Source organism: Prevotella sp. FD3004, from assembly GCF_000746155.1.
GTDB lineage: Bacteria > Bacteroidota > Bacteroidia > Bacteroidales > Bacteroidaceae > Prevotella.
The window spans coordinates 64,577-86,497 of record NZ_JQKR01000012.1; the positions used below are offsets into that span (position 1 = coordinate 64,577).

The window sequence follows — 21,921 nt, forward strand, 5'->3', positions numbered from 1 at the left end:
GCAAAGCAGGCCATCGACGGGCTGACGCGAGAAGACCATTATGCATAGAAACAGGTATAGAAACGTTTCAATCATTAGTGCGGCGGCAGTATTGTTGCTACTGGCCCTCTATATGTGGATGACCTACCGCTCTGTGTCGAAAGACATCTCGGAAAGGGCCAGTAACCAGTTGACATGGGCCATGTTCTATGAAAGTTACCAACGCGCGGAATTTGTAACCACTGGCGACACTCTCAGTCTGCCCCAGGCACGAGGAAATCTGAGTCTGGCCTCATCGGTCGAAGGTATGAACGACGCGTTAAGTTGCAAATATCAGTCAGAGATATCGCTTGACACAGTGGCTCTGTTTGTCGACTCATTGCTGAGCATAGCCCACATTAACCGCGATGTAACAATCCAAGAAATAGATGCCACCAAGAAGGTGATTCGTCAGAACAATAACCGAAGTACATCGTGGTCTCTGCTGACAAAACCTGTCAGTATACGTCGCAATCAGTCAAAGGCTATACGATTGGCGCTGAACAATCCCTATCCGGAATTAGCCCAAAAACTGAGCCCGCTATTCCTCATCAGCGCCATTATCCTGGGGTTCTTCGCCATCATCATCTTTCAACTATTGCGCTTCATTACGGAACAGGAACAGATTGCAGAACTGAGAAACGACTTCTCGTATGCCATGGTGCACGACATGAAGTCGCCACTATCGTCGATTATCATGGGAGCCCACTTCCTGCATAGCGGCAAGGTTGACGACAAGCCTCAGATTAAAGAGAAATATTATAGTATTATCGAGGATGAGGCAGAACACCTGCTGACACTTGTCAACAAACTGCTTACCATCTCGAAACTGGAAAACAAGAAACTGATACTCAACAAGTTGGACATCAATCTTGAGCCCATTATTGATGATCTTATAGAGAAAACCAAACCTAAGACCACAAAACCTTTAAAGGTTACTACCGACTTAAAGACAAAGAACATTCTGGCCGACGAACAGTATATTACAGAGGCCATTTCGAATCTGTTAGACAACGCTATCAAATACTCAAAAGACAATATCGAAATCAAGATATCAACCATAGATACCGACAAATATGTATTACTTAAGGTTCGTGATAATGGTATCGGCATCTCGAAAGAGGAGCAGCAGGTGATATTCGACAAGTTCGGACGGGCAGCTATACACGAGAAGAATCGCAAAGGCGGTGTGAGCGGCTTCGGCCTTGGACTGAACTACGTAGATCAAGTGATGCAGGCCCATGGCGGCAAAGTTACGGTGTCGAGTGAGAAAGATAACTATTCCGAATTTACTCTTTATATACCCAAGAACGTATGATAAAACTATTGTTAGTAGAAGACGACGAATCGCTGGCTTACATTGAGAAGACCGGTTTGGAAGATATCATAGGCGGCTATGAGGTAACGACTGCTTCCAATGGAAAGGAAGGCGTAAAAGCCTGGGAAGAGACGCATCCCGATGTGATTATATCAGATATCGACATGCCCGTAATGAATGGTTTTGAGATGGTGGAGCGTATCCGCGAGACGGATGGCAATGTGATTATCATCTTCACCTCTGCCCTTACCTCACCCAACGATGTGAAAGCCGGTTACCGTCTTGGCATCAACAACTATGTGAAAAAGCCTTTTGTACCCGAGGAGTTAGATGCCCATATTCAAGCTCTGATGAAAATGCGCGGTGGACTCAAGACACAGAACGAGACCAGCCACTACAAACTGGGCAAATACACGCTTGACGCCGATCATGCAACGTTGAGAAACGACGAAACAGGAGAAACTCAGACTATAACGGTGCGTGAGGCCCAGATTCTACAGCTGCTGGCAGACAATAAGAACAATGTGGTGAGGCGCGAGGCCATACTCAGTCGGTTCTGGAACACAGAGGATGACTACTTTGCCTCACGTTCGCTTGATGTTTTCATTAATAAATTGAGAAAGCTGTTAGCTGACGAGCCTAAAATCAACCTGAAAACGATTCGAGGCATCGGACTACAATTGCTGGTCGAGGGTTAATCAATGGGCTTGTAAGGCTCCATTGCTTTCAAGGTATAAAAGACAGCAGGCAGGACCAAGATGGCAACCATGAAGAACCACCAGCCCTCGAAAACGGTGCCTATCAGGCAAAGCATAACGATATAAAACACCACATCACCGATGATGACAGGTATCACGCTACGGGAATACTCGTAGACCCATCCCTCAAACATCACCATCATCATAGTTGGCACTATTAGTAACGGACTGTTGTAAAGAAGTGACAACAAAGACATAACAACACCATAAACAGTTATCACGATGGCAGGACGATGCTTCCATTCCAATATCTCACGAAGCACAGCCCCATAGATAACCAGATTACAAGTAGCCTCAATAGCCGACAGCACCAAAATGGAGAAGATCGGATGAATTCTCATCCACCTGTATGTTTCACGCACGGTGGAATCCGACTCTGTAATAATCGTACCGTCAGGCTCTGCTATCGGATTATACACAATACAATTGAGCAAAGCCATACCTGCCATAGCTATAATCAGCGCAATAATCACCTTCCAACGCACGTTTCTGGGAATACGTCCCTCTGAATAAGACGCGAAACCAAAATGAAGAAACACCCAATGAAGGAGAATACAAAGTGTAAAGATCATACAGCATCCTCCAACTGTCATGATACTCATGGTTGTTGTTGTGCCCGATTCGTTTTCATTGAATCCATCGATGAATCCCGTGACAAAGCCGACAACGGCTCCACCAACAAACAGCACTCCGAGAGTAATTCCAAGTGCCAGAAGTAAATACATCAATGCCTTCTTCATCGTTTTTTTACACTTTATCGGGTGCAAAGATACGACGATTTTCTGAGATACTCCCCTATCGCAATGTTATCTTTAGGTTAAATCTTTAAGGTTCAAACCACGTTCTCCCTATAAATCAAGTTGTTGGCACCGCTCGTAATTTTCAAGGCTTCAGGATGTTCCTTAATGAAAGAATCGATATGGCGCACACGTTTTTCTTCAAAGATCTCCTCAATAGCAATGAGAATACCTGTCTCTTCAACATCGCCAAAACCATAGTTGATTGCTGTACCAAAAAGTTTCATAGTAGGCGAGAGACTCATATAAGCATTAACCAGCGGCGGAATATTATAGCCCAATTTACGAACCTGCCCATTCAATATCTTATAGTCTTCCTTGAATGTATGGCCGCTGAAGAGTGCCTCCAACTCCTTCGGGTCCGTCTCCAATTCAAGCGGTTTCATCGGGATAATCAACTTGTCCTTATCGTCGAAATGCTTTTTCAGGAAATAAAGAATCATATCACGACCTTTGCGGATATAAGAAGGATACATGGTCATCTTACCAAAGAAATACTTCACGTTGGGCTTGATAACTGTCAGAGCGCCAAGTCCATCCCAAAGATTGTCGAGCGCAAAGAGACTTTTGGCACCCATGCGGGAACTCTGATAAGGGAGAGCAACAAACGAACGTCCCAGTTCGATAGTCAAAGGCGCATAGTCCTTAATAAAGCGATCAGAGAAATGGAACATATGGCTGGTAGCCAGGATGGGCTGACCTTTTTCGTCATACTCCCAGTCGGTACCCAACAGATAACGATAACCACCAATGATTTCTTCTGCCTCAGGATTCCATACGATAAGCTGCTTATAACAATTGTCACAGGTATCGAACTCATCGATATCCATTGACTTGCCCGTACCTCCACCAGCTTCACGGAAAGCGATCTCACGAAGTCGCCCGATCTCCTTCATTACATTAGGTGCGTTGTGAGCAGTTATCACATAAATCTCGTTATGACTCTTGTTCGTCATACGAAGTTGGCGCTCAGGTGTCAGCTCACTCTTAAGAAGTTCTTTGTCTATTGGCTGGATAATCTCCTGTTCCATTTTATTTATTTATAGCTTTAAAGTTTATAACAGTTTTCTCTAACAAATTGTGCCCATTCCATCGGCGATTTGCTTTTGTCAAAAGTTTGCCAGGGTACAGGCTTTCCTATCTTGATTTGAAAGGTTTTATGCACGTTTTTATACATTTCATCGACCAAATAGAGCATTGCGAGATTGAATGGCAGATACCTATCACTGAAATTAGCCAGACGATAAAAGAAATTAGAATTCTGCCCTCCGAAATGAATCGGCACAACATCACGTTGGTACTCTACACTCTTAGAAATAAAAGTTTTGGTCCAGGGTATATCCTCAATAACCCCATTACGACGGCGAGAACATAAGCCCGCAGGGAACATCAGCATATGATTGTCACTCTCAAATCCCGCCTTCACCATAGCAGGGAAGTTGCGACTTTGGCCGCCTGTCTTATTGATAGGGATACAGACGGGAGCCAAACCTGGCAAATTCATCAGTAAGTCGTTGACAAGATAGCGGAATCGTCCGTTATAATGCCTACCGATAACAGCCCCAAGAGCCACCCCATCCTCTCCACCAAGGGGATGATTGCTGACAAAGGTGTAAAGTTTGCCGTCCTGAGGATCCGGAAGATTCTCCTTACCCTCAATCTCCAATGTCATGTCGAGATATCTGACACACTCCTCGAGCCATTCCACCCCCGATTTGTCGCGACTCTCCCACAGGAAAGCGTTGACTTCATCCTGATGAGCGATGCGCTTGAGCCAGCTAATCAAGGGGCGTGGTACAAACTTTGCCCTTGTGCCCATCTTGCCTTTCAATATCTGATCGATATCAATGGTTTTCTCTGTTACAGTTGTCATTCTCTCTTCAAAACACTAACGTGGTGCAAAAATAGCACATTTCTTTCAATAATGAGCAAAAAAAAGAAGAAAAAGTTTCTTTTTAAATGTATTTAGTACACAAAAGGGGGTTAAATCAATAAAATAAAGTTAAAAATAAAAAAAAGTGGGGAAATGTGGTGCAAAGTGGGGAAAAATTCATATCTTTGTAACCGATTTCTATTAATTATGTACGTATGCGTTTTTTAGGTAATATAGAAGCAAAGGCCGATACAAAGGGAAGAGCCTTTCTGCCAGCCGTTTTCCGCAAGGTGCTACAAGCATCAGGCGAGGAATGTCTGGTACTGAGAAAGGATGTTTTCCAAAAGTGTTTGGTGCTATACCCTGAAAGCGTATGGAATCAGCGTCTTGATCTGCTGAAGCAGCAGCTTCGCCCCTGGAAACAGTCACATCAGCAGATGTTCAGACAGTTTGTATCAGAGGCAGAAGTCGTAACACTTGACGGCAATGGCCGCTTCCTGATTTCAAAGCGTCTGCAGAAGATTGCAGAAATAGAACAAGACATCCAGTTTATCGGCATGGACGACACCATCGAGATATGGTCGCCGAGAAACCTGGAACAGACCCTCAAGACCGATGACGACTTCGGTATGGAATTTGAGAATATCATGAATACCAACGAGAACCAATGATGACTACTGCCGATACATATCACGTTCCAGTACTTCTACAGGAAAGCATCGACGGGCTTGACATCAAGCCCGATGGTGTTTATGTAGACGTTACTTTTGGCGGTGGCGGACACAGTAAGGAGATTCTGCGCAGACTTGGCAAGAAAGGTCATCTATACAGTTTTGACCAAGACGAAGACGCAGAGTGCAACATCGTTAATGACGAGCGTTTCACATTCGTAAGAAGCAATTTCAGATATCTCCGCAACTGGATGCGCTATTATGGCGTTGAAAAGATCGACGGACTTCTGGCCGACCTTGGTGTTTCCAGTCACCATTTCGATGACGAGACACGCGGTTTCTCTTTCCGTTTCGATTCTCCACTAGATATGCGGATGAATAAACGGGCAGGAATGACGGCAGCAGAAATCCTGAACAGTTACGACGAGGAACAACTTTCGGACATTCTTTACATCTATGGTGAACTGAAGAATGCTCGAAGAATAGCCTCAGCCATCGTCAAGGCCCGTAACGAGAAACATATAGAGACCACCAGCGACCTGATGGCAGCCACAGAGAAGCTATTTCAACGGGAGCGTGAGAAGAAAGAAATGGCCAAGATGTTTCAGGCCCTGCGCATAGAGGTAAACCACGAGATGAGTGCTTTGAAAGAGATGCTCAATGGCGCAAGAGATGTCCTTGGCGAAGGTGGCAGGCTGTCGGTCATCACTTACCACTCACTAGAAGACCGCATTGTGAAGAACTTCATGAAAGCAGGCAATGCAGAGGGTAAGGTAAAACAAGATTTCTTCGGACGTATAGAGGCACCTTTTAAGTCGATTAACAATAAAGTTATCGTACCCACAGATAAGGAACAACAGCAGAACCCACGAAGCCGAAGCGCAAAATTAAGGATCGCAGAAAGAGTTTAAGATTAAAATATGGCAGAAGACAAGAGCATGAAGCCAGAAGTGCAGGATGAGGAGAGCGTCAGCATACTGGAAGAAGCAGCCGACATGAAGGAACAGGCCAAGAAGACCATCCAGATGATTAAGGAGAAGGCGAAGGAAGAAGATCCCAAACTAACCTCTTCCTTGACATTGAGGACGATTCTCGGTGGTGACTTCCTGACAGCCGACATGGTTCGCCGACAAATCTGGCTCTTCGTACTGATGGTTGTCTTTACCATCCTCTATGTAGCATTCAGATACCAGTGTCAGCAGGACATGATTGCCATAGACAAGCTGGAGAAAGAAGTCCTCGATGCGAAATACAAGGCCCTTTCGAGTTCAAGCACCCTTACTGAGAAATGCCGTGAGAGCCATGTACTGGAAGCTTTGAAGCATAACAAAGACAGTTTGCTGCACATTGCAGACCAGCCACCTTATATAATTAATGTACCAGAATAAAGAGAGGCGGAATGAGTAAGTTCAAAAGCGAAAAAGTAATGCCCCGCTACTTTGCCATTGCAGTAGTCATGACATTGATTGGTTTTGCCATTGTAGGTAAGGCCATGTATATCATGACCGCCAAGAAGCAATATTGGACTGAGGTGGCATCCCGTCTGAAACGCGACAGCGTTACCGTAAAGCCAAGCCGTGGCAACATTCTCAGTTGCGACGGCCAGCTGATGGCCAGCAGTATTCCAGAGTATAAGGTATACATGGACTTTCAGGCTGGAGCCGATGACTCTGTCGGCAGCCACAAGCGCGACTCTGTCTGGGAAGAGAAGATAGACAGCATCTGTCTGGGCTTAAACCAGATCTTTCCATCAAAAAGCGTCAATGAGTTTAAAACACACCTACTTGAAGGAAAAAAGAAGGTACAGAAGAACGGCACCGTGGGCGCCCGCCATTGGGCCATCTGGCCACGGCGCATCGACTATAATACCTTCTGCGAGATTCGCCAATTGCCGATTTTCAAGGAGCCTGTATATAAAGGCGGTTTTCATTGGGAAGAATATAATGCCCGCCGCAAACCGTTCGGTTCATTGGGCGAACGTACCATCGGTGCTATGTTCGGAGCCAAGGATAGTGCCAAATACGGTTTGGAACTGTCGTTCGACTCTATCCTCCGAGGCAAAGACGGCTTGATGCACCGCCGTAAAATTCTTAGCAAGTACCTGGATATTCCCGTTCTCTCTCCTATTGATGGTGCTGACATTGTAACAACCATCGACGTAGGTATGCAAGACTTGGCAGAGCGCGCTGTTGTTGAGGAACTGAAGGAGATTAACGGAGAAATGGGCGTTGCCATTCTGATGGAAGTGGAGACAGGCGATGTAAAAGCTATTGTTAATATGTCGCGTGGTTCAGATGGACGATATTACGAAACTGTGAACAACGCTATCAGCTATCGTTGTGAGCCAGGCTCTGTATTCAAGGTCGCATCGTTCCTGGTAGCCCTCGACGATGGTATCATTCCCAACGATACGAACTTCGTAATCCATACCGGTAGCGGTGTCATGGAGATGCACGGCAGACTGATGAAAGATCACAACTGGCGTCGTGGCGGTTATCAGGATATAAACGTTGCCAGAACGCTCGAAGTCAGCTCGAACATCGGCGTGAGCTATGTCATCGACAAGTTCTATGGCAGTAACCCCAGAAAATATGTAGAAGGTCTTTATCGTGTAGGCATCCACGAAGATCTGAAGATTCCTCTGGTGGGCTATCGCACCCCGATGATTCGTATGCCCGACACTAAGACCACTGATCGCGCCAAATACTGGAGTAAAACGACTCTACCTTGGATGAGCATCGGCTACGAGACACAGATTGCCCCCATCAACACGGTTGCTTTCTACAACGCAATAGCCAACAATGGCAAGATGATGCAACCCCGCTTTGTTAAGCAGATTGTAAAGAATGGCGAAGTCATTAAGGAATTTGAGCCCGTTGTTCTGAAAGAGCGTATTGCAAAACCCCAGGCCATCAAAACCATGCAGACCATTCTGGAACATGTGGTTAGTCAAGGATTAGGAAAGAAAGCCGGCTCAAAATCGTTTAAGGTGGCAGGAAAGACCGGTACAGCTCAGGTGGCTGACCAATACGGAGGCTACCACTCTGGTGTTACCCGCTACTGGCTTTCGTTTGCGGGTTACTTCCCTGCAGACAATCCACGCTACAGTTGTATTGTATGCCTGAAGAAGTCTGGTCTTCCCGCATCAGGCGGTGGTATGAGCGGTGTGGTATTCCACCATATTTCCGAAGGTGTCATGGCCCAGAATCTGAAGCGAAGCGTAGAAGACGCTCACGATGAATATTCCGTTCTGACCCCAATAGTAAAGGAAGGTGATGTCGTTGCGTCAAATCGCGTACTGAGACAACTTGGCGTGAAGGCAGGCAATAATATCAACGAAAAGAGAACTGCCAGGAACATTGTACCCAATGTTATAGGCATGGGAGCCCGCGATGCTGTTTACCAAATGGAAAGCAGAGGCGTCAAGACAAAACTGAGAGGCAGAGGCAGGGTGAAGTCACAAAGCATCTTTGCAGGGACAGCCGTCAGACAGGGCATGGTGTGCGAATTAATATTAGAATAATAATCAAATAATGTATAGAGAGAGATGAAACTGAACGAGCTGCTTAAACATGTAGAAGTAGTCGAGATCCTTGGTAATATGGATGTAGAGATTACTGGTGTGAATATTGATTCACGTCGCATTGAAGCCGGTCATCTGTTTGTTGCCATTCCTGGCACACAGACCGACGGTCACAAGTTCATTCCAAAAGCTATCGAACAAGGCGCTACAGCCGTGCTCTGCGAATATTTCCCGGAAGAGAGAAAGCCCGGCATCACCTATATAGCAGTAACATCAACTGAAGGCTGCGTCGGTGAGGTGGCTACCCAGTTCTTTGGTGATCCTTCACGGAAACTGAAACTGGTGGGTGTAACTGGCACAAATGGTAAGACAACCATTGCGACCTTACTATATAATATGTTCCGTAAGTTTGGACACAAATGCGGTCTGCTCTCTACCGTCTGCAATTACATTGAAGGTGAGGCAATTCCCGCAGACCATACCACACCAGACCCAATAGAACTGAACCGCCTGCTCGCTAAGATGGTAGAGGCAGGTTGTGAGTATGCTTTTATGGAGTGTAGCAGTCATGCTATTGCCCAGAAGCGCATCGGCGGACTCAGATTTACCGGTGGACTCTTTACCAATCTGACTCGTGATCATCTGGACTATCATAAGACGTTCGAAAACTATCGCGATGCGAAGAAAGCCTTCTTCGACGGACTCGACAAGGATGCTTTCGCTATTACCAACGCCGACGATAAGAACGGCTCTGTTATGGTTCAGAACTGTAAGGCACAAATCAAGACCTACTCTACCCGTTCGATGGCCGACTTCAAGGCGAAGATCATCGAATGTCACTTTGAAGGCATGTATCTCGACATTAATGGCAAGGAAGTAGGTGTACAATTCATTGGCAAATTCAATGTCAGCAATCTGCTTGCAGTATATGGCGCTGCAGTTATGCTGGGCAAGAAGCCCGATGACATCCTCGTCATTCTGAGCACACTGAAGAGTGTGAACGGACGATTGGAGCCCATCCATTCACCCGAGGGATACACAGCCATCGTTGACTATGCCCACACGCCCGACGCACTTGAGAATGTACTGAATGCCATCCACGAAGTGCTCGATGGTAAAGGGAAGGTGATTACCGTATGCGGTGCCGGCGGCAATCGTGACAAGGGGAAACGCCCGCTGATGGCGCAAGAAGCAGTAAAACAAAGCGATAAGGTGATTATTACCAGCGACAACCCCCGTTTTGAAGAGCCACAAGACATTATCAATGATATGCTGGCAGGTCTCGATGCTAAACAGATGAAGAAAGTTGTTAGCATTGTCGACCGCCGAGAAGCCATTCGCACAGCATGTATGATGGCTGAGAAGGGAGACGTCATCCTCATTGCCGGCAAGGGACATGAGGACTATCAGGAGATTCAGGGTGTGAAACATCACTTTGATGATAAGGAAGTAGTTCGCGACATCTTTAACGCTTAATTTTTTGGCTTATGTTATACTATTTGTTCAGATTCCTCGACCAATATGACATCCCAGGCTCTCACATGTGGGCCTACATCTCATTCCGCTCCATTCTGACGCTGATTATCTCATTGATGATCTCGGCCTGGTTTGGCGAGAAGTTCATCAAGTGGATGAAACGTAGGAAGATCTATGAAACCGAGCGCGACCCGAAGATCGACCCATTTGGAGTCGAGAAGAAAGGAGTGCCAACCATGGGCGGCATCATCATTATCGTCAGCATACTAGTACCTGTTCTTTTGCTTTGTCGTATACGTAACACTTACATCATCCTGATGATCATCACCACCATCTGGTTGGGATTCCTAGGATTCCTTGATGACTATATCAAGATTTTCAGACGCAACAAAGACGGTCTGAAAGGCAAATACAAGATTGTAGGACAAGTCAGTATTGGTTTCATCGTAGGTTTGACCCTCTGGTTGAGCCCCGATGTCGTTGTCAGAGAGAATGTCAACGTGAAACAGCATAATCAGGAATTAGTGGTAAAGCATAAACCTGAGGCTGTCAAGTCACTACAGACCACCATTCCTTTCATCAAGAATCACAATCTGAATTATTCAGAGATCATGTCGTTCTTCGGAAAGAACAAGGTAGCGGCAGGTTGGGTTATCTTCGTGTTTATCACCATCATAGCCGTAACAGGCGTATCCAACGGTGCCAATCTGAACGATGGCATGGACGGCATGTGTGCAGGAAACTCTGCCATAGTCGGTGTGGCACTAGGCATATTGGCTTATGTTTCATCACACATAGGTTACGCCTCCTATTTCGACATCATGTACATCCCTCACTCTGAGGAGTTAGTAGTCTTCCTTTGCGCATTTATTGGAGCAATGATTGGTTTCCTGTGGTATAATGCATATCCTGCTCAGGTGTTCATGGGCGATACAGGATCGCTGACCATCGGTGGTATCATCGGTGTATGTGCCGTCATTATCCACAAAGAGCTTCTGCTTCCGATTCTCTGCGGAATCTTCTTCGTAGAAAGTCTGAGTGTCATCATACAGACCCAGTGGTTTAAGATCCAGAAGCGGAAAGGCAAGCGTGTACGCGTATTCCGCGCCACCCCGATCCACGACAACTTCCGCAAGTTGGATTCCCAGTTAGATGCGACCAGCACCTATATCTTTAAGAGCTGGCCCAATCGCCCATTCCATGAATCAAAGATCACCATCCGCTTCTGGATTACATCCATTATCTTAGCGGCATTGGCCATCATAACATTAAAGATGAGATAAAAAAAGAAAATGAAAAGAATAGTTATCTTAGGAGCAGGAGAAAGCGGTGCCGGCGCAGCTGTCCTCGCCAAGAAAGAAGGTTTCGACGTGTTCGTATCAGACATGTCGAAGATTGCCGACAAATATAAGAAACTGCTGAACGACCACCAGATTGAATGGGAAGAAGGACAGCACACAGAGGAAAAGATTCTCAATGCCGACGAGATTATCAAGAGTCCAGGCATCCCCGATACCGCTCCCATGATTCAGAAAATCATCGGTAAAGGTATTCATGTCATCAGTGAGATTGAGTTCGCTGGCCGATACACCAACTCGAAGATGATTTGCATCACTGGCTCTAATGGTAAGACCACCACCACATCGCTCATCTATCACATCTTCAAAGATGCGGGTTATGATGTCGGATTGGCTGGCAACATCGGTAATTCACTCGCCCTGCAGGTGGCTGAGGATCCTCACGAATACTATGTGATTGAACTGAGTTCTTTCCAACTGGACAACATGTACGATTTCCATGCCGATATCGCCATCCTGCTGAATATCACGCCCGACCATCTCGACCGCTACAACTTCGAGATGCAGAACTATGTTGATGCCAAGATGCGCATTATCCAGAACCAGACCCCGAAAGATGCTTTCATCTATTGGGCCGACGACCCCATCATCAAACGTGAACTGGAGAAGTACGACATCAAAGCCATCCAGTATCCTTTCTCAGAGTTGAAGGAGAAAGGCGTGATTGGCTACATTGAAGAAGGACAGTATAAGATTGAGGAGCCCGAGCCATTTAATATGGAACAGGAGAGCCTCAGCCTCACGGGTAAGCACAACATATACAACTCGCTGGCCGCAGGTATCGCAGCTGATATCGCAGGTATCAAGAAAGAGGAGATCCGCAAGTCTCTGAGCGACTTCCCCGGCGTAGAGCATCGTCTGGAAAAGGTATGTATGGTTCGTGGCGTCCAATACATCAACGACTCCAAGGCAACGAATGTCGATGCCTGCTGGTATGCGCTCGAAGCCATGAAGACAAAGGTCATCCTCATCATTGGCGGAAAAGACAAGGGCAACGACTACAGCCCCATCAAACCGTTAATCAAGGAGAAATGCTCTGGCCTCGTTTATCTTGGCGCCGACAATCAGAAGCTACACGACAACTTCGACGGAATGGGCATACCCGTACGCGACACCCACTCCATGAAGGAATGTATCGAAGCATGCTACGAGATGGCACAGCCTGGAGAGACCGTACTGCTCAGCCCCTGCTGCGCATCCTTCGACCTCTTCAAGAACATGGAGGATCGTGGCGAACAGTTCAAGGAACTGGCAAGAAGTTTATAGTTTACTGTTTATGGTATAGAGATGAATAAAAAGATTGGCAACATCTTCAAAGGAGATAAGGTCATCTGGATGGTATTTTTCTTCCTCTGTATGATCAGTATCGTCGAAGTATTCTCAGCTTCGAGCAACCTGACATATAAGAGCCAGAACTACATCGGGCCGATTGCTTTCCACACCGTCACCATCATCATCGGTGCCATCGTGGCAGTAGTCACCCTTAATATACCATGCCGTTATTTCAAGCTGATGACACCTTTCTTACTTATCATCTCAGGCTTTACCCTGCTATGGGTGCTTGTCGGCGGCGAATCCATCAACGGTGCCAACCGCGTCATCTCACTCCCTGGCGGCATCACCTTCCAGCCATCAGAGATAGCCAAGGGCACGATGGTACTTATCACGGCCCAGATTCTCAGTGCTATGCAAAGAGAAGAAGGAGCCGACAAGAAAGCATTCAAGTATATCCTGTGGATTGTCGTGCCCACAGCCGCTCTCATTGGTATTGAGAACCTGTCTACTGCCGCCTTGCTCTTTGCCGTCATCTTCCTCATGATGTTCATCGGCCGCGTGCCTATGGTACAGATGGGCAAGCTTGTTGGAGTAGCAACTGTCCTCATTGGCATCTTCCTTGCGCTGGTATTGACGCTTGGAAGCATTGGAGCCTCACAAGAGAGTACCAGCCAGACGGTAGAGACGGTAAATGGTCAGACCACCGACACAAAGGTCATCAAGGGTGGTGGTGTCTTTCACCGCTTTGTCACTTGGCGTAACCGTATTATCAAGCATCTCGACAAGAAAGACATTTCTCCAGAAGAGTACGACCTTGACAAAGATGCACAGGTGGCTCACGCCAATATCGCCATTGTATCAAGCAATATCATCGGTAAGGGTCCGGGACAATCCGTAGAGCGCGACTTCCTCTCGCAGGCATTCTCCGACTTTATCTTTGCCATCGTGATTGAGGAATTAGGCATTATCGGCGCTACCTTCGTGGTGTTCCTCTATATCGTACTGCTATACAGAACGGCTCGCATTGCCAGCCGGTGCGAGAACAATTTCCCTGCCTTCCTCGCCATGGGACTAGCTTTGCTACTCGTGGTTCAGGCTGTCTTCAATATGCTGGTAGCCGTCGGCATCGCTCCTGTTACAGGCCAGCCCCTGCCATTGATCAGTAAAGGCGGAACTTCGACCATTATCAACTGCGCCTATATCGGTGCTATTCTCAGTGTTAGTCGTTCTGCGAAAAAAAGGGAGCCAAAAATAGCCGTAAAAGAAATATAATTTGTAATTTTGCACCCAATATAATAAATAAGGTATGAGCGAAGAACTGAGAGTCATCATTAGCGGAGGCGGAACAGGTGGTCACATATTCCCTGCCGTCTCAATTGCAAACGCCATCAAAGCCTTGCGCCCAGACGCCAAGATTCTGTTTGTAGGAGCCTTGGGACGCATGGAGATGCAGCGTGTTCCAGCAGCAGGCTATGAGATTAAGGGCTTGCCTATTTGTGGTTTCGACCGCAAGAACCTTCTTAAGAACTTCAAGGTGCTCTATAAGATCTGGAAGAGTCAGCAGATGGCCAAGAAGATTATCAAGGATTTCCGTCCACAGGTTGCTGTGGGTGTTGGCGGCTATGCCAGCGGTCCTACTCTGAACAAAGCCGCAGCCATGGGCATCCCCTGCCTCATCCAAGAGCAGAACTCCTATGCCGGAGTTACCAATAAGTTACTCGCCAAGAAGGCCGAGAAGATATGCGTGGCATACGAGGGCATGGAGCGTTTCTTCCCTGCCGACAAGATTATTCTGACAGGAAACCCTGTTCGTCAGGCATTACTCGACACCACCATATCGAAAGAGGAAGCCGTTAAGAGTTTCGGCCTCGACCCAACCAAGAAAACAATTCTGCTCGTAGGCGGCAGTCTGGGTGCCAGAACCATCAATGAGAGTGTCCTTCAGCATCTTGATCTCGTCAAGTCATCCGACGTGCAGTTTATATGGCAGACAGGCAAATACTATAGTGCAGAGATTGCCGAGCGTCTGAAAGGCCAGGATATTCCGAATCTGAAGGTGACCGATTTCATCACCGACATGGGTGCGGCCTATCAGGCAGCCGACCTCGTAATCAGCCGTGCCGGTGCCAGCAGTATCTCTGAATTCTGCCTGATTGGCAAGCCCGTCATTCTTGTTCCAAGTCCGAATGTGGCAGAAGACCACCAGACCAAGAACGCCTTGGCTCTGGCCAACCGCGACGCTGCCATCTATGTAAAAGATGTAGATGCACCTGACACACTATTAGAACTTGCAGTCAAGACAGTCAACGACGATGCATGGCTGAAGTCATTAAGTGAGAACGTTCTGAAACTCGCATTACCCGACTCGGCAGAGATTATCGCAAAAGAAGTAATCAAGTTAGCAAAATGAAAATAGAAGATATTAAAGCAGTATATTTCGTAGGAGCAGGTGGCATCGGCATGAGCGCCATCGCTCGCTATTTCCTTAAGAAAGGATTAGTCGTAGCAGGCTACGACAAGACACCTTCTGAGCTGACGCGTCAGCTTGAGAAGGAAGGCATGCTGATCCATTACGAAGAAGACACAGAACAGATTCCCTTTGCCTGTCAGCAAAAGGCCTCTTGCCTTGTTATTTACACACCTGCGATACCTGCTGAGCATCAAGAACTGCAATTCTTCCGTAACAACGGATTCGAGATACAGAAACGTGCACAAGTACTTGGCACACTGACACAAGCCCACAAAGGTCTCTGTGTGGCAGGCACCCATGGCAAGACCACCACATCGACCATGTGCGCCCATATCATGCACCAGAGTCATCTTGACTGTAATGCATTCCTTGGTGGTATCTCGAAAAACTACGGCACGAACTACATCCTTTCCGACTCCGACTTCGTGGTTATCGAGGCAGATGAGTTCGACCGTTCTTTCCATTGGTTGCGCCCATGGATGAGTGTCATCACCTCTACCGACCCCGACCACCTGGACATTTATGGCACGAAAGAGGCCTATCTCGAGAGCTTCCGTCACTATACAGAACTCATCCAGCCAGAAGGCGCTCTGATTATCCACCGCAATCTGGAAATGAAGGAGCATCTGCAGGATGGTGTACGCCGCTATGACTACAGCCTCAACGATGGCGACTTCCACGCAGAGAACATCCGCATCGGCAATGGTGAGATTGTCTTCGACTTCATCTCTCCCATAGAGAATGTGAAAGATGTGCAGCTCGGACAGCCCGTCCCCATCAACATCGAGAATGGCATCGCCGCTATGGCCATGGCGCAACTCAACGGCTGCACAGCCGAGGAGCTGAAATACGGCATGAAGACCTATGGCGGCGTAGACCGCCGTTTCGACTTCAAGATCAAGACCGACAAGCTTGTCTTCCTGAGCGATTACGCCCACCATCCCAAAGAAATATACCAAAGCGCCAAGAGCATCCGTGAGCTGTACAAAGACAAGCATATCACCGCTATCTTCCAGCCCCACCTCTATACCCGTACCCGCGACTTCTACAAAGATTTCGCAGAGGCTCTGAGCCAGCTCGACGAGGTTGTTCTCACCGAGATCTATCCCGCTCGCGAAGAGCCCATAGAAGGTGTTACGTCAAAGCTCATCTATGACAACCTGAAGACAGGCGTGAAGAAAGAAATGATTCAGAAGGATGAGGTGCTCAACTACATCAAGACCCACCAGTTCGAAGTGCTTGTCGTACTTGGAGCCGGCGACCTTGACAATCAGGTGCCCCAGATGGTAAAGATATTAAATAGCAAGAAATAAGTAAATAGACTGATGACCGTCAACTGGAAGAAATCTGCTCTCGTAGCTTGCGACCTCGTTATCGCTGCCTACCTGCTGCTCGCCATCACCGCGTTCAACCGCCCTGATGTAAAGGCGACGTATTGCTCGGAGGTCAAGATCGACATTGAGGAGAGCGAGGTAGAAGGCTTCCTGAACGTAGACGAGATAAAGCGCATTCTGTCGCAAGACCACCTTTACCCTCTCTCCCAGCCCATGCAGGCCATTTGTCCGCGTAAGATAGAAGAAAGTCTGCACAAGAGTCCCTTTGTCGAGAAGGCAGAATGCCACAAGACCCAAAGTGGTCATGTATGTATCCGCATCCAGCAGCGGCTGCCGGTAGTCAGAGTGATGGCCGACAACGGCGAGAACTATTACGTAGACTCTCACGGCAATATGATGCCAGAGACCCGATACGTCACCGATCTCATCATTGCTACAGGACATATCTCACGCAAATATGCGCAGGGCATTCTGACACAGGTTGCGAAAATCGTTCTGCAAGACAACTTCTGGAAAAACCAGGTTGTACAGATCAATGTTCTTCCAAACGGTTCGATGGAGATAGTGCCTCGCGTTGGCGATCACATCATCTATCTCGGATTGCCCAATCAGGTAGAGAAGAAGTTGGAGCGCATGCGTAAGTTCTATCTATACGGTCTCAACAAGGCCGGGTGGAACAAGTACTCATATATCAGTGTAGAATTCAACAATCAGATTATCTGCAAGAAAAGGAATAGTAGTAAATCGTAAATATATCAGATGATGGCAGCAAAGGAATTTATCGTAGCAATTGAACTCGGTTCATCCAAAATGACCGGTATCGCGGGTCAGAAGAACCTCGACGGCAGCATTAACGTGCTCGCTATGGTCAAGGAGGATTCTTCTTCGTTTATCCGCAAGGGAGTGGTCTACAATATCGACAAGACCGCTCAATGCCTTACCAGTATCATCAAGAAACTGGAAAACCAACTTAAGACAGAGATCACTCAGGTATACGTGGGTGTAGGCGGACAATCTATCCGTGGTGTCAAGAATGTCGTGTCCAAAGACCTGCCCGTAGAAACCATCGTCACCCAAGACATGGTTATTGAACTGATGGATGCTAACCGCAATATGACTTATCAGGATCAGGAAATCCTCGATGCTGCCGTCCAGGAATATAAAGTAGGTCCTCAGTTCCAGCTCGATCCTGTTGGCATTCAGGCCACCCACTTGGAAGGACATTTCCTGAACATCCTGGAGCGCAAGGCATTCTACAGGAATCTCAACAAGTGTTTTGAAGTTGCGGGTATCAATGTAGCCGAGATGTATCTGGCACCTCTGGCACTGGCCGACAGCGTGCTGACCGAGGCAGAGAAGCGTTCCGGTTGTGCACTTGTTGATATCGGTGCCGACACGACCACTGTTTCCGTATACAGCAAGAACATCCTGCGCCACCTGGCCGTCATCCCCCTCGGAAGCAACAACATCACCAAAGACATTGCCACCCTGCAGATGGAGGAGTCAGATGCCGAGAATATGAAACTGAAATACGGTTCAGCCTTCACCGACAACAACGACATTGACAATGAACTGAAATACTCTATCGACCCGGAGCGCCAGATTGAGAGCCGTAAGTTCATCGAGATTGTTGAAGGCCGTGTTGAGGAAATCATAGAGAACGTATGGTATCAGGTTCCTTCAGAGTTCTACGACAAACTGCTGGGTGGTATCATTCTCACTGGTGGCGGTTCAAACATGAAGAATATCGAGAAGGCATTCACGAACCACACCCATATCGAGAAAATCAGAATCGCCAAGTTCGTTACGCAGACCATTCTTACCAACAACGAAGAAATCAAGTCACATAACGGCATGATGAACACGGTACTTGGACTGCTCATCAAGGGCGATATCAATTGCGCTGGCAGCGCCATCGACCCGAATGGCGACCTCTTTGGCAGCCAGAAACAAACCATTCATCCGACAAACGACCAGCGTCCTGCGCGCCAGGCCTCTGACATCCCTGCCGGTGTCATCCGCACAGAGGCAGAGAAGCAGAAGGCCGAGGAAGAACGACGCCGCCAGCAGGAGGAGGAAGAGCGCATCAGGCGTGAAGAAGAGCTCCGCCAGCAGGAGGAAGAAGAGCGTATCCGCAAGGAGAACAGTTTCTGGAACAAGGCCAAGAGAAGCCTTCTGAATTTTGGTAAGTCTATTGTTGAAGAAGAATAAAAACGCAAGAGCATTATGGAGAATAACATGAATATAGATATCCTGGACTTCGGAGCACCGGAGAAGGAACACAGCATCATTAAGGTTATTGGTGTTGGCGGTGGCGGCGGCAATGCAGTCAACCACATGTACCGCGAGGGCATTCACGACGTAACGTTCGTGCTTTGCAACACAGACAACCAGGCACTCAACGACTCGCCCGTACCTGTTCACCTGCAGCTTGGCAAGGAAGGCCTTGGTGCAGGAAACAAACCCGAGAAGGCCCGCCTGGCAGCAGAAGAGAGCATTGAAGACATCCGCAACATGCTCAGTGACGGCACACGTATGGCCTTTATCACCGCCGGTATGGGTGGTGGCACTGGCACAGGTGCGGCACCAGTCATTGCCCGCATCTCAAAAGAGCTTGGCATCCTCACCGTAGGTATCGTCACCATCCCCTTCCGCTTTGAGGGCGACCGTAAGATCGACCAGGCTCTGGATGGTGTTGAAGAGATGCAGAAGCACGTCGACGCCCTGCTTGTCATCAACAACGAGCGTCTGCGTGAGATCTACCCCGAACTGTCGGTCCTCGACGCTTTTGGCAAGGCTGATGACACCCTGAGCGTGGCAGCCAAGTCTATCGCCGAGATCATCACCGTACACGGCCTTATCAATCTCGACTTCAATGATGTGAAGACCGTATTGAAAGACGGAGGCGTTGCCATCATGTCAACAGGCTATGGCGAAGGTGAAGGACGCGTGAAGAAGGCCATCGAAGACGCTTTGAACTCACCGCTGCTCAACGACAACGACATCTTCAACTCGAAGAAAATCCTGTTGTCCATCTCGTTTGCAGGCTCTAAGGACGGCCAGCAGTCGCTGATGATGGAGGAGATGAACGACGTGAACGACTTTATGGCCAAGTTTGGCAACGACTTCGAAATCAAGTGGGGACTCGCCACCGATCTCGAACTGGGTAAGAAGGTCAAGGTCACCATCCTTGCCACAGGCTTTGGCATTGAGAGCATCGACGGCATGGGCAACCACCTGAAGAAACAGAGTCAGGAAGACCTCAACCGCATTGCTGCAGAACAGGAAAAGGCTGCCGAGCGCCAGGACCGTCGCAACCGCTACTATGGCGGCGAAGGGACCACCAAGCGCTACAAGCGCCGCCCGAACATCTACCTGTTCCGCCCTGAGGATCTTGATAACGACGATGTCATCTCCGCTGTAGAACAGACACCTACTTATAAACGCACGCGCGAGATTCTCGAGAGCATCAACAGTCAGACCAATACCATCGAGGCTGTCGATATCGACGACACGCCCTCTGATTCACATGATGCCATTCAGAGCACCATCGTATTCTCATAAATAGAGTTCTTGAAGCACGCTTATCGACTTCATCTCCGGAAAATCCGGCAGGTGAAGTCGATAATACTTTAACGACACCTCCAGCAAGCGGTTACGTTGCTGGTGCGACATCTGAAACAGGTGCATTGTCGGATAGTCCATTCGCATCATCAGCTGTACGCGCTCCGCTTCTTCTGGGAATAAGAAGTCCCTATGCACGGGGGGCTGAGGCATGAACACACTCTCACGCAAGTCAAAATAGTCGCCGGCACGATAGTGCTCCAGATTAGGATAGAAACCCAGGAAACGCGAGAGCCTCATCAGAAACACCAGATGGAAATTGGCAAAGCCACCACTCTTGCCGTCGAGCCACAACACACTACTCTCCAGATAGTCGTAAAGCAACTCGTTACGCTGCTCTGAGCGAAGCGCATAATACAGGAACTCAGCCACAAAGAGAGAGATAGCCAGCTTGTGCGGATCGAACGGGATTGACGAGAAAGGTACGGCCAACCTCACGTCCGACAGTTTCTGCAACTGCACCTTCTGCCTCACATCCACCTCAATCTCCAGCATCGTCATGGGCTGGAAGAACTGCTTCTTGATCTTCGACTTTGTCGACTTCGGTATATTGACGATAAACGATAATCTACCGTGGCTTCTGGTGAACATATCCACAATGATACGCGTTTCACCATACTTAAGCGAGTGAAGCACAATGGCCTGAGTTTTCGTCAACATACGTGGGCAAAGGTACGAAAAAAGTAAAAAAGTAAAGAATTGAAAAGCAGAAAAATACAAAAAAGAGGGTAAAATGGCATTTTTTTTATAGAAAATTTGGTGGATTGGAAAAATAGCAGTAATTTTGCACCCGCTAAAAAAGGCGATGGTCCCTTCGTCTATCGGTTAGGACGAGAGATTTTCATTCTCTAAAGAGGAGTTCGACTCTCCTAGGGACTACAGAATTAAATCTGTCATCTGCACAGCCAGTGCTACTGAGAACATCGGGAACGGTGACAGAGGACTTTCGGAAGAAAGTCTGCCCAGGGTAGCCCCAAAGGCGTAAAACCCACAAGCTTTAAGTTAAACATTCAAATTTTTAAATTAAAAAAATGGCAAATCACAAATCATCAGTGAAGAGAATCCGCCAGGACAAGAAGAAGGCGCTTCACAATCGCTACTACGCAAAGACAATGCGTAACGCCGTACGCAAGCTGCGTGCAATGACAAACAAGGACGAGGCAGTAGCCCTCTATCCAAAGGTACAGAAGATGCTCGACAAGCTGGCTAAGACCAATGTTATCCACAAGAACAAGGCAGCCAACCTGAAGTCAAGCCTCGCTCTGCACATCAACAAACTGTAATCAGTTATAGTTTCGTTATAAAACAAAACCGCAATCTTTTCAGGTTGCGGTTCTTTTTTTGTAGTTTTTTAGCAGATAAACATAGTTTATCTGACTTTTTTTTTGTACCTTTGCCAAAAATTTGGCGAATTACGGGCTGCATC

Annotated in this window: 20 protein-coding genes and 1 tRNA gene; 17 read left to right on the forward strand and 4 right to left on the reverse strand. The window is 47.6% G+C overall.

Annotated features, from left to right (window positions below):
- Window positions 1–40: 40 nt before the first annotated feature.
- Both T325_RS03765 and T325_RS03770 read left to right on the forward strand, forming a co-directional pair.
- Entirely contained in the window at window positions 41–1,336 is a 1,296-nt protein-coding gene (locus T325_RS03765) for a sensor histidine kinase (RefSeq protein ID WP_036910546.1), read from the forward strand.
- Window positions 1,333–2,034, forward strand: a complete 702-nt coding sequence (locus T325_RS03770) for a response regulator transcription factor (protein ID WP_036910548.1) — start codon at window positions 1,333–1,335, stop codon at window positions 2,032–2,034. Before T325_RS03765 ends, T325_RS03770 begins: the two co-directional genes overlap by 4 nt.
- Here T325_RS03770 and T325_RS03775 read toward each other — a convergent pair.
- From T325_RS03775 to T325_RS03785, 3 genes are all read right to left on the reverse strand, one after another.
- Window positions 2,031–2,834, reverse strand: a complete 804-nt coding sequence (locus T325_RS03775) for a hypothetical protein (RefSeq protein ID WP_036910550.1) — start codon at window positions 2,832–2,834, stop codon at window positions 2,031–2,033. The two genes, T325_RS03770 and T325_RS03775, sit on opposite strands and share 4 nt — an antisense overlap.
- Window positions 2,835–2,926: 92 nt before the next feature.
- On the reverse strand, window positions 2,927–3,922 hold the full coding sequence (locus tag T325_RS03780) for a GNAT family N-acetyltransferase (RefSeq protein WP_036910552.1): 996 nt from the start codon (window positions 3,920–3,922) through the stop codon (window positions 2,927–2,929).
- A gap of 17 nt (window positions 3,923–3,939) precedes the next feature.
- Window positions 3,940–4,764: a glycerol acyltransferase gene (locus T325_RS03785; protein ID WP_036910554.1), complete on the reverse strand. Its 825-nt coding sequence runs from the start codon at window positions 4,762–4,764 to the stop codon at window positions 3,940–3,942.
- A gap of 215 nt (window positions 4,765–4,979) precedes the next feature.
- On the opposite strand from T325_RS03785, the gene mraZ reads away from it, so the two are divergent.
- Genes mraZ through ftsZ form a run of 13 tightly spaced genes read left to right on the forward strand, consistent with a single transcriptional unit; the run spans window position 4,980 to window position 20,435 of the window.
- Window positions 4,980–5,435, forward strand: coding sequence for a division/cell wall cluster transcriptional repressor MraZ (mraZ, locus tag T325_RS03790; RefSeq protein ID WP_036910556.1), 456 nt, complete (start codon window positions 4,980–4,982; stop codon window positions 5,433–5,435).
- Entirely contained in the window at window positions 5,432–6,346 is a 915-nt protein-coding gene (rsmH, locus tag T325_RS03795) for a 16S rRNA (cytosine(1402)-N(4))-methyltransferase RsmH (protein ID WP_036910558.1), read from the forward strand. Before mraZ ends, rsmH begins: the two co-directional genes overlap by 4 nt.
- A gap of 9 nt (window positions 6,347–6,355) precedes the next feature.
- The gene (locus tag T325_RS03800) at window positions 6,356–6,823 is read left to right on the forward strand and encodes an FtsL-like putative cell division protein (protein WP_231622184.1); all 468 of its coding nucleotides are present in this window, start codon (window positions 6,356–6,358) and stop codon (window positions 6,821–6,823) included.
- 11 nt (window positions 6,824–6,834) lie between these two features.
- Window positions 6,835–8,958, forward strand: coding sequence for a penicillin-binding protein (locus T325_RS03805; protein WP_036910560.1), 2,124 nt, complete (start codon window positions 6,835–6,837; stop codon window positions 8,956–8,958).
- Window positions 8,959–8,982: 24 nt separating this feature from the next.
- Window positions 8,983–10,434 (forward strand): UDP-N-acetylmuramoyl-L-alanyl-D-glutamate--2,6-diaminopimelate ligase, encoded by a 1,452-nt coding sequence (locus T325_RS03810; RefSeq protein WP_036910562.1) that lies wholly within the window; start codon window positions 8,983–8,985, stop codon window positions 10,432–10,434.
- Window positions 10,435–10,445: 11 nt separating this feature from the next.
- A complete protein-coding gene (locus T325_RS03815; RefSeq protein ID WP_036910564.1) occupies window positions 10,446–11,717 on the forward strand; it encodes a phospho-N-acetylmuramoyl-pentapeptide-transferase in 1,272 nt (423 codons plus the stop codon).
- A 9-nt stretch (window positions 11,718–11,726) separates the two neighbouring features.
- Window positions 11,727–13,058 carry a UDP-N-acetylmuramoyl-L-alanine--D-glutamate ligase gene (gene murD, locus T325_RS03820; RefSeq protein ID WP_036910566.1) on the forward strand — a complete coding sequence of 444 codons (1,332 nt, stop codon included), beginning with the start codon at window positions 11,727–11,729 and terminating at the stop codon, window positions 13,056–13,058.
- A gap of 21 nt (window positions 13,059–13,079) precedes the next feature.
- Complete coding sequence (locus T325_RS03825; RefSeq protein WP_036910568.1) at window positions 13,080–14,339, forward strand: FtsW/RodA/SpoVE family cell cycle protein; 1,260 nt, start codon at window positions 13,080–13,082, stop codon at window positions 14,337–14,339.
- A 34-nt stretch (window positions 14,340–14,373) separates the two neighbouring features.
- Window positions 14,374–15,477, forward strand: coding sequence for an undecaprenyldiphospho-muramoylpentapeptide beta-N-acetylglucosaminyltransferase (gene murG / locus T325_RS03830; protein WP_036910570.1), 1,104 nt, complete (start codon window positions 14,374–14,376; stop codon window positions 15,475–15,477).
- On the forward strand, window positions 15,474–16,850 hold the full coding sequence (gene murC / locus T325_RS03835; protein WP_036910572.1) for a UDP-N-acetylmuramate--L-alanine ligase: 1,377 nt from the start codon (window positions 15,474–15,476) through the stop codon (window positions 16,848–16,850). The genes murG and murC overlap by 4 nt, the downstream gene beginning before the upstream one ends.
- A 12-nt stretch (window positions 16,851–16,862) precedes the next feature.
- On the forward strand, window positions 16,863–17,621 hold the full coding sequence (locus T325_RS03840; RefSeq protein ID WP_036910574.1) for a cell division protein FtsQ/DivIB: 759 nt from the start codon (window positions 16,863–16,865) through the stop codon (window positions 17,619–17,621).
- 12 nt (window positions 17,622–17,633) lie between these two features.
- Window positions 17,634–19,082 (forward strand): cell division protein FtsA, encoded by a 1,449-nt coding sequence (gene ftsA, locus T325_RS03845; protein WP_036910856.1) that lies wholly within the window; start codon window positions 17,634–17,636, stop codon window positions 19,080–19,082.
- 15 nt (window positions 19,083–19,097) lie between these two features.
- Window positions 19,098–20,435, forward strand: a complete 1,338-nt coding sequence (ftsZ, locus tag T325_RS03850) for a cell division protein FtsZ (protein ID WP_036910575.1) — start codon at window positions 19,098–19,100, stop codon at window positions 20,433–20,435.
- Here the strand turns inward: ftsZ and recO are convergent.
- A complete protein-coding gene (gene recO, locus T325_RS03855; RefSeq protein WP_036910577.1) occupies window positions 20,430–21,155 on the reverse strand; it encodes a DNA repair protein RecO in 726 nt (241 codons plus the stop codon). The two genes, ftsZ and recO, sit on opposite strands and share 6 nt — an antisense overlap.
- A 147-nt stretch (window positions 21,156–21,302) precedes the next feature.
- On the opposite strand from recO, the gene T325_RS12665 reads away from it, so the two are divergent.
- Window positions 21,303–21,374: transfer RNA gene (locus T325_RS12665), tRNA-Glu, on the forward strand.
- Between the two features lie 152 nt (window positions 21,375–21,526).
- Window positions 21,527–21,778, forward strand: coding sequence for a 30S ribosomal protein S20 (gene rpsT, locus T325_RS03860; RefSeq protein WP_036910579.1), 252 nt, complete (start codon window positions 21,527–21,529; stop codon window positions 21,776–21,778).
- The last annotated feature ends 143 nt before the right edge of the window (window positions 21,779–21,921 follow it).

Excerpts from the sequence above, each read along its gene's own strand:
- T325_RS03765 (WP_036910546.1), top strand. The coding sequence starts at position 41 with ATGCATAGAAACAGGTATAGAAACGTTTCAATCATTAGTGCGGCGGCA.
- T325_RS03770 (WP_036910548.1), top strand. The coding sequence starts at position 1,333 with ATGATAAAACTATTGTTAGTAGAAGACGACGAATCGCTGGCTTACATT.
- T325_RS03775 (WP_036910550.1), bottom strand. The coding sequence starts at position 2,834 with ATGAAGAAGGCATTGATGTATTTACTTCTGGCACTTGGAATTACTCTC.
- T325_RS03780 (WP_036910552.1), bottom strand. The coding sequence starts at position 3,922 with ATGGAACAGGAGATTATCCAGCCAATAGACAAAGAACTTCTTAAGAGT.
- T325_RS03785 (WP_036910554.1), bottom strand. The coding sequence starts at position 4,764 with ATGACAACTGTAACAGAGAAAACCATTGATATCGATCAGATATTGAAA.
- mraZ (WP_036910556.1), top strand. The coding sequence starts at position 4,980 with ATGCGTTTTTTAGGTAATATAGAAGCAAAGGCCGATACAAAGGGAAGA.
- rsmH (WP_036910558.1), top strand. The coding sequence starts at position 5,432 with ATGATGACTACTGCCGATACATATCACGTTCCAGTACTTCTACAGGAA.
- T325_RS03800 (WP_231622184.1), top strand. The coding sequence starts at position 6,356 with ATGGCAGAAGACAAGAGCATGAAGCCAGAAGTGCAGGATGAGGAGAGC.
- T325_RS03805 (WP_036910560.1), top strand. The coding sequence starts at position 6,835 with ATGAGTAAGTTCAAAAGCGAAAAAGTAATGCCCCGCTACTTTGCCATT.
- T325_RS03810 (WP_036910562.1), top strand. The coding sequence starts at position 8,983 with ATGAAACTGAACGAGCTGCTTAAACATGTAGAAGTAGTCGAGATCCTT.
- T325_RS03815 (WP_036910564.1), top strand. The coding sequence starts at position 10,446 with ATGTTATACTATTTGTTCAGATTCCTCGACCAATATGACATCCCAGGC.
- murD (WP_036910566.1), top strand. The coding sequence starts at position 11,727 with ATGAAAAGAATAGTTATCTTAGGAGCAGGAGAAAGCGGTGCCGGCGCA.
- T325_RS03825 (WP_036910568.1), top strand. The coding sequence starts at position 13,080 with ATGAATAAAAAGATTGGCAACATCTTCAAAGGAGATAAGGTCATCTGG.
- murG (WP_036910570.1), top strand. The coding sequence starts at position 14,374 with ATGAGCGAAGAACTGAGAGTCATCATTAGCGGAGGCGGAACAGGTGGT.
- murC (WP_036910572.1), top strand. The coding sequence starts at position 15,474 with ATGAAAATAGAAGATATTAAAGCAGTATATTTCGTAGGAGCAGGTGGC.
- T325_RS03840 (WP_036910574.1), top strand. The coding sequence starts at position 16,863 with ATGACCGTCAACTGGAAGAAATCTGCTCTCGTAGCTTGCGACCTCGTT.
- ftsA (WP_036910856.1), top strand. The coding sequence starts at position 17,634 with ATGGCAGCAAAGGAATTTATCGTAGCAATTGAACTCGGTTCATCCAAA.
- ftsZ (WP_036910575.1), top strand. The coding sequence starts at position 19,098 with ATGGAGAATAACATGAATATAGATATCCTGGACTTCGGAGCACCGGAG.
- recO (WP_036910577.1), bottom strand. The coding sequence starts at position 21,155 with ATGTTGACGAAAACTCAGGCCATTGTGCTTCACTCGCTTAAGTATGGT.
- rpsT (WP_036910579.1), top strand. The coding sequence starts at position 21,527 with ATGGCAAATCACAAATCATCAGTGAAGAGAATCCGCCAGGACAAGAAG.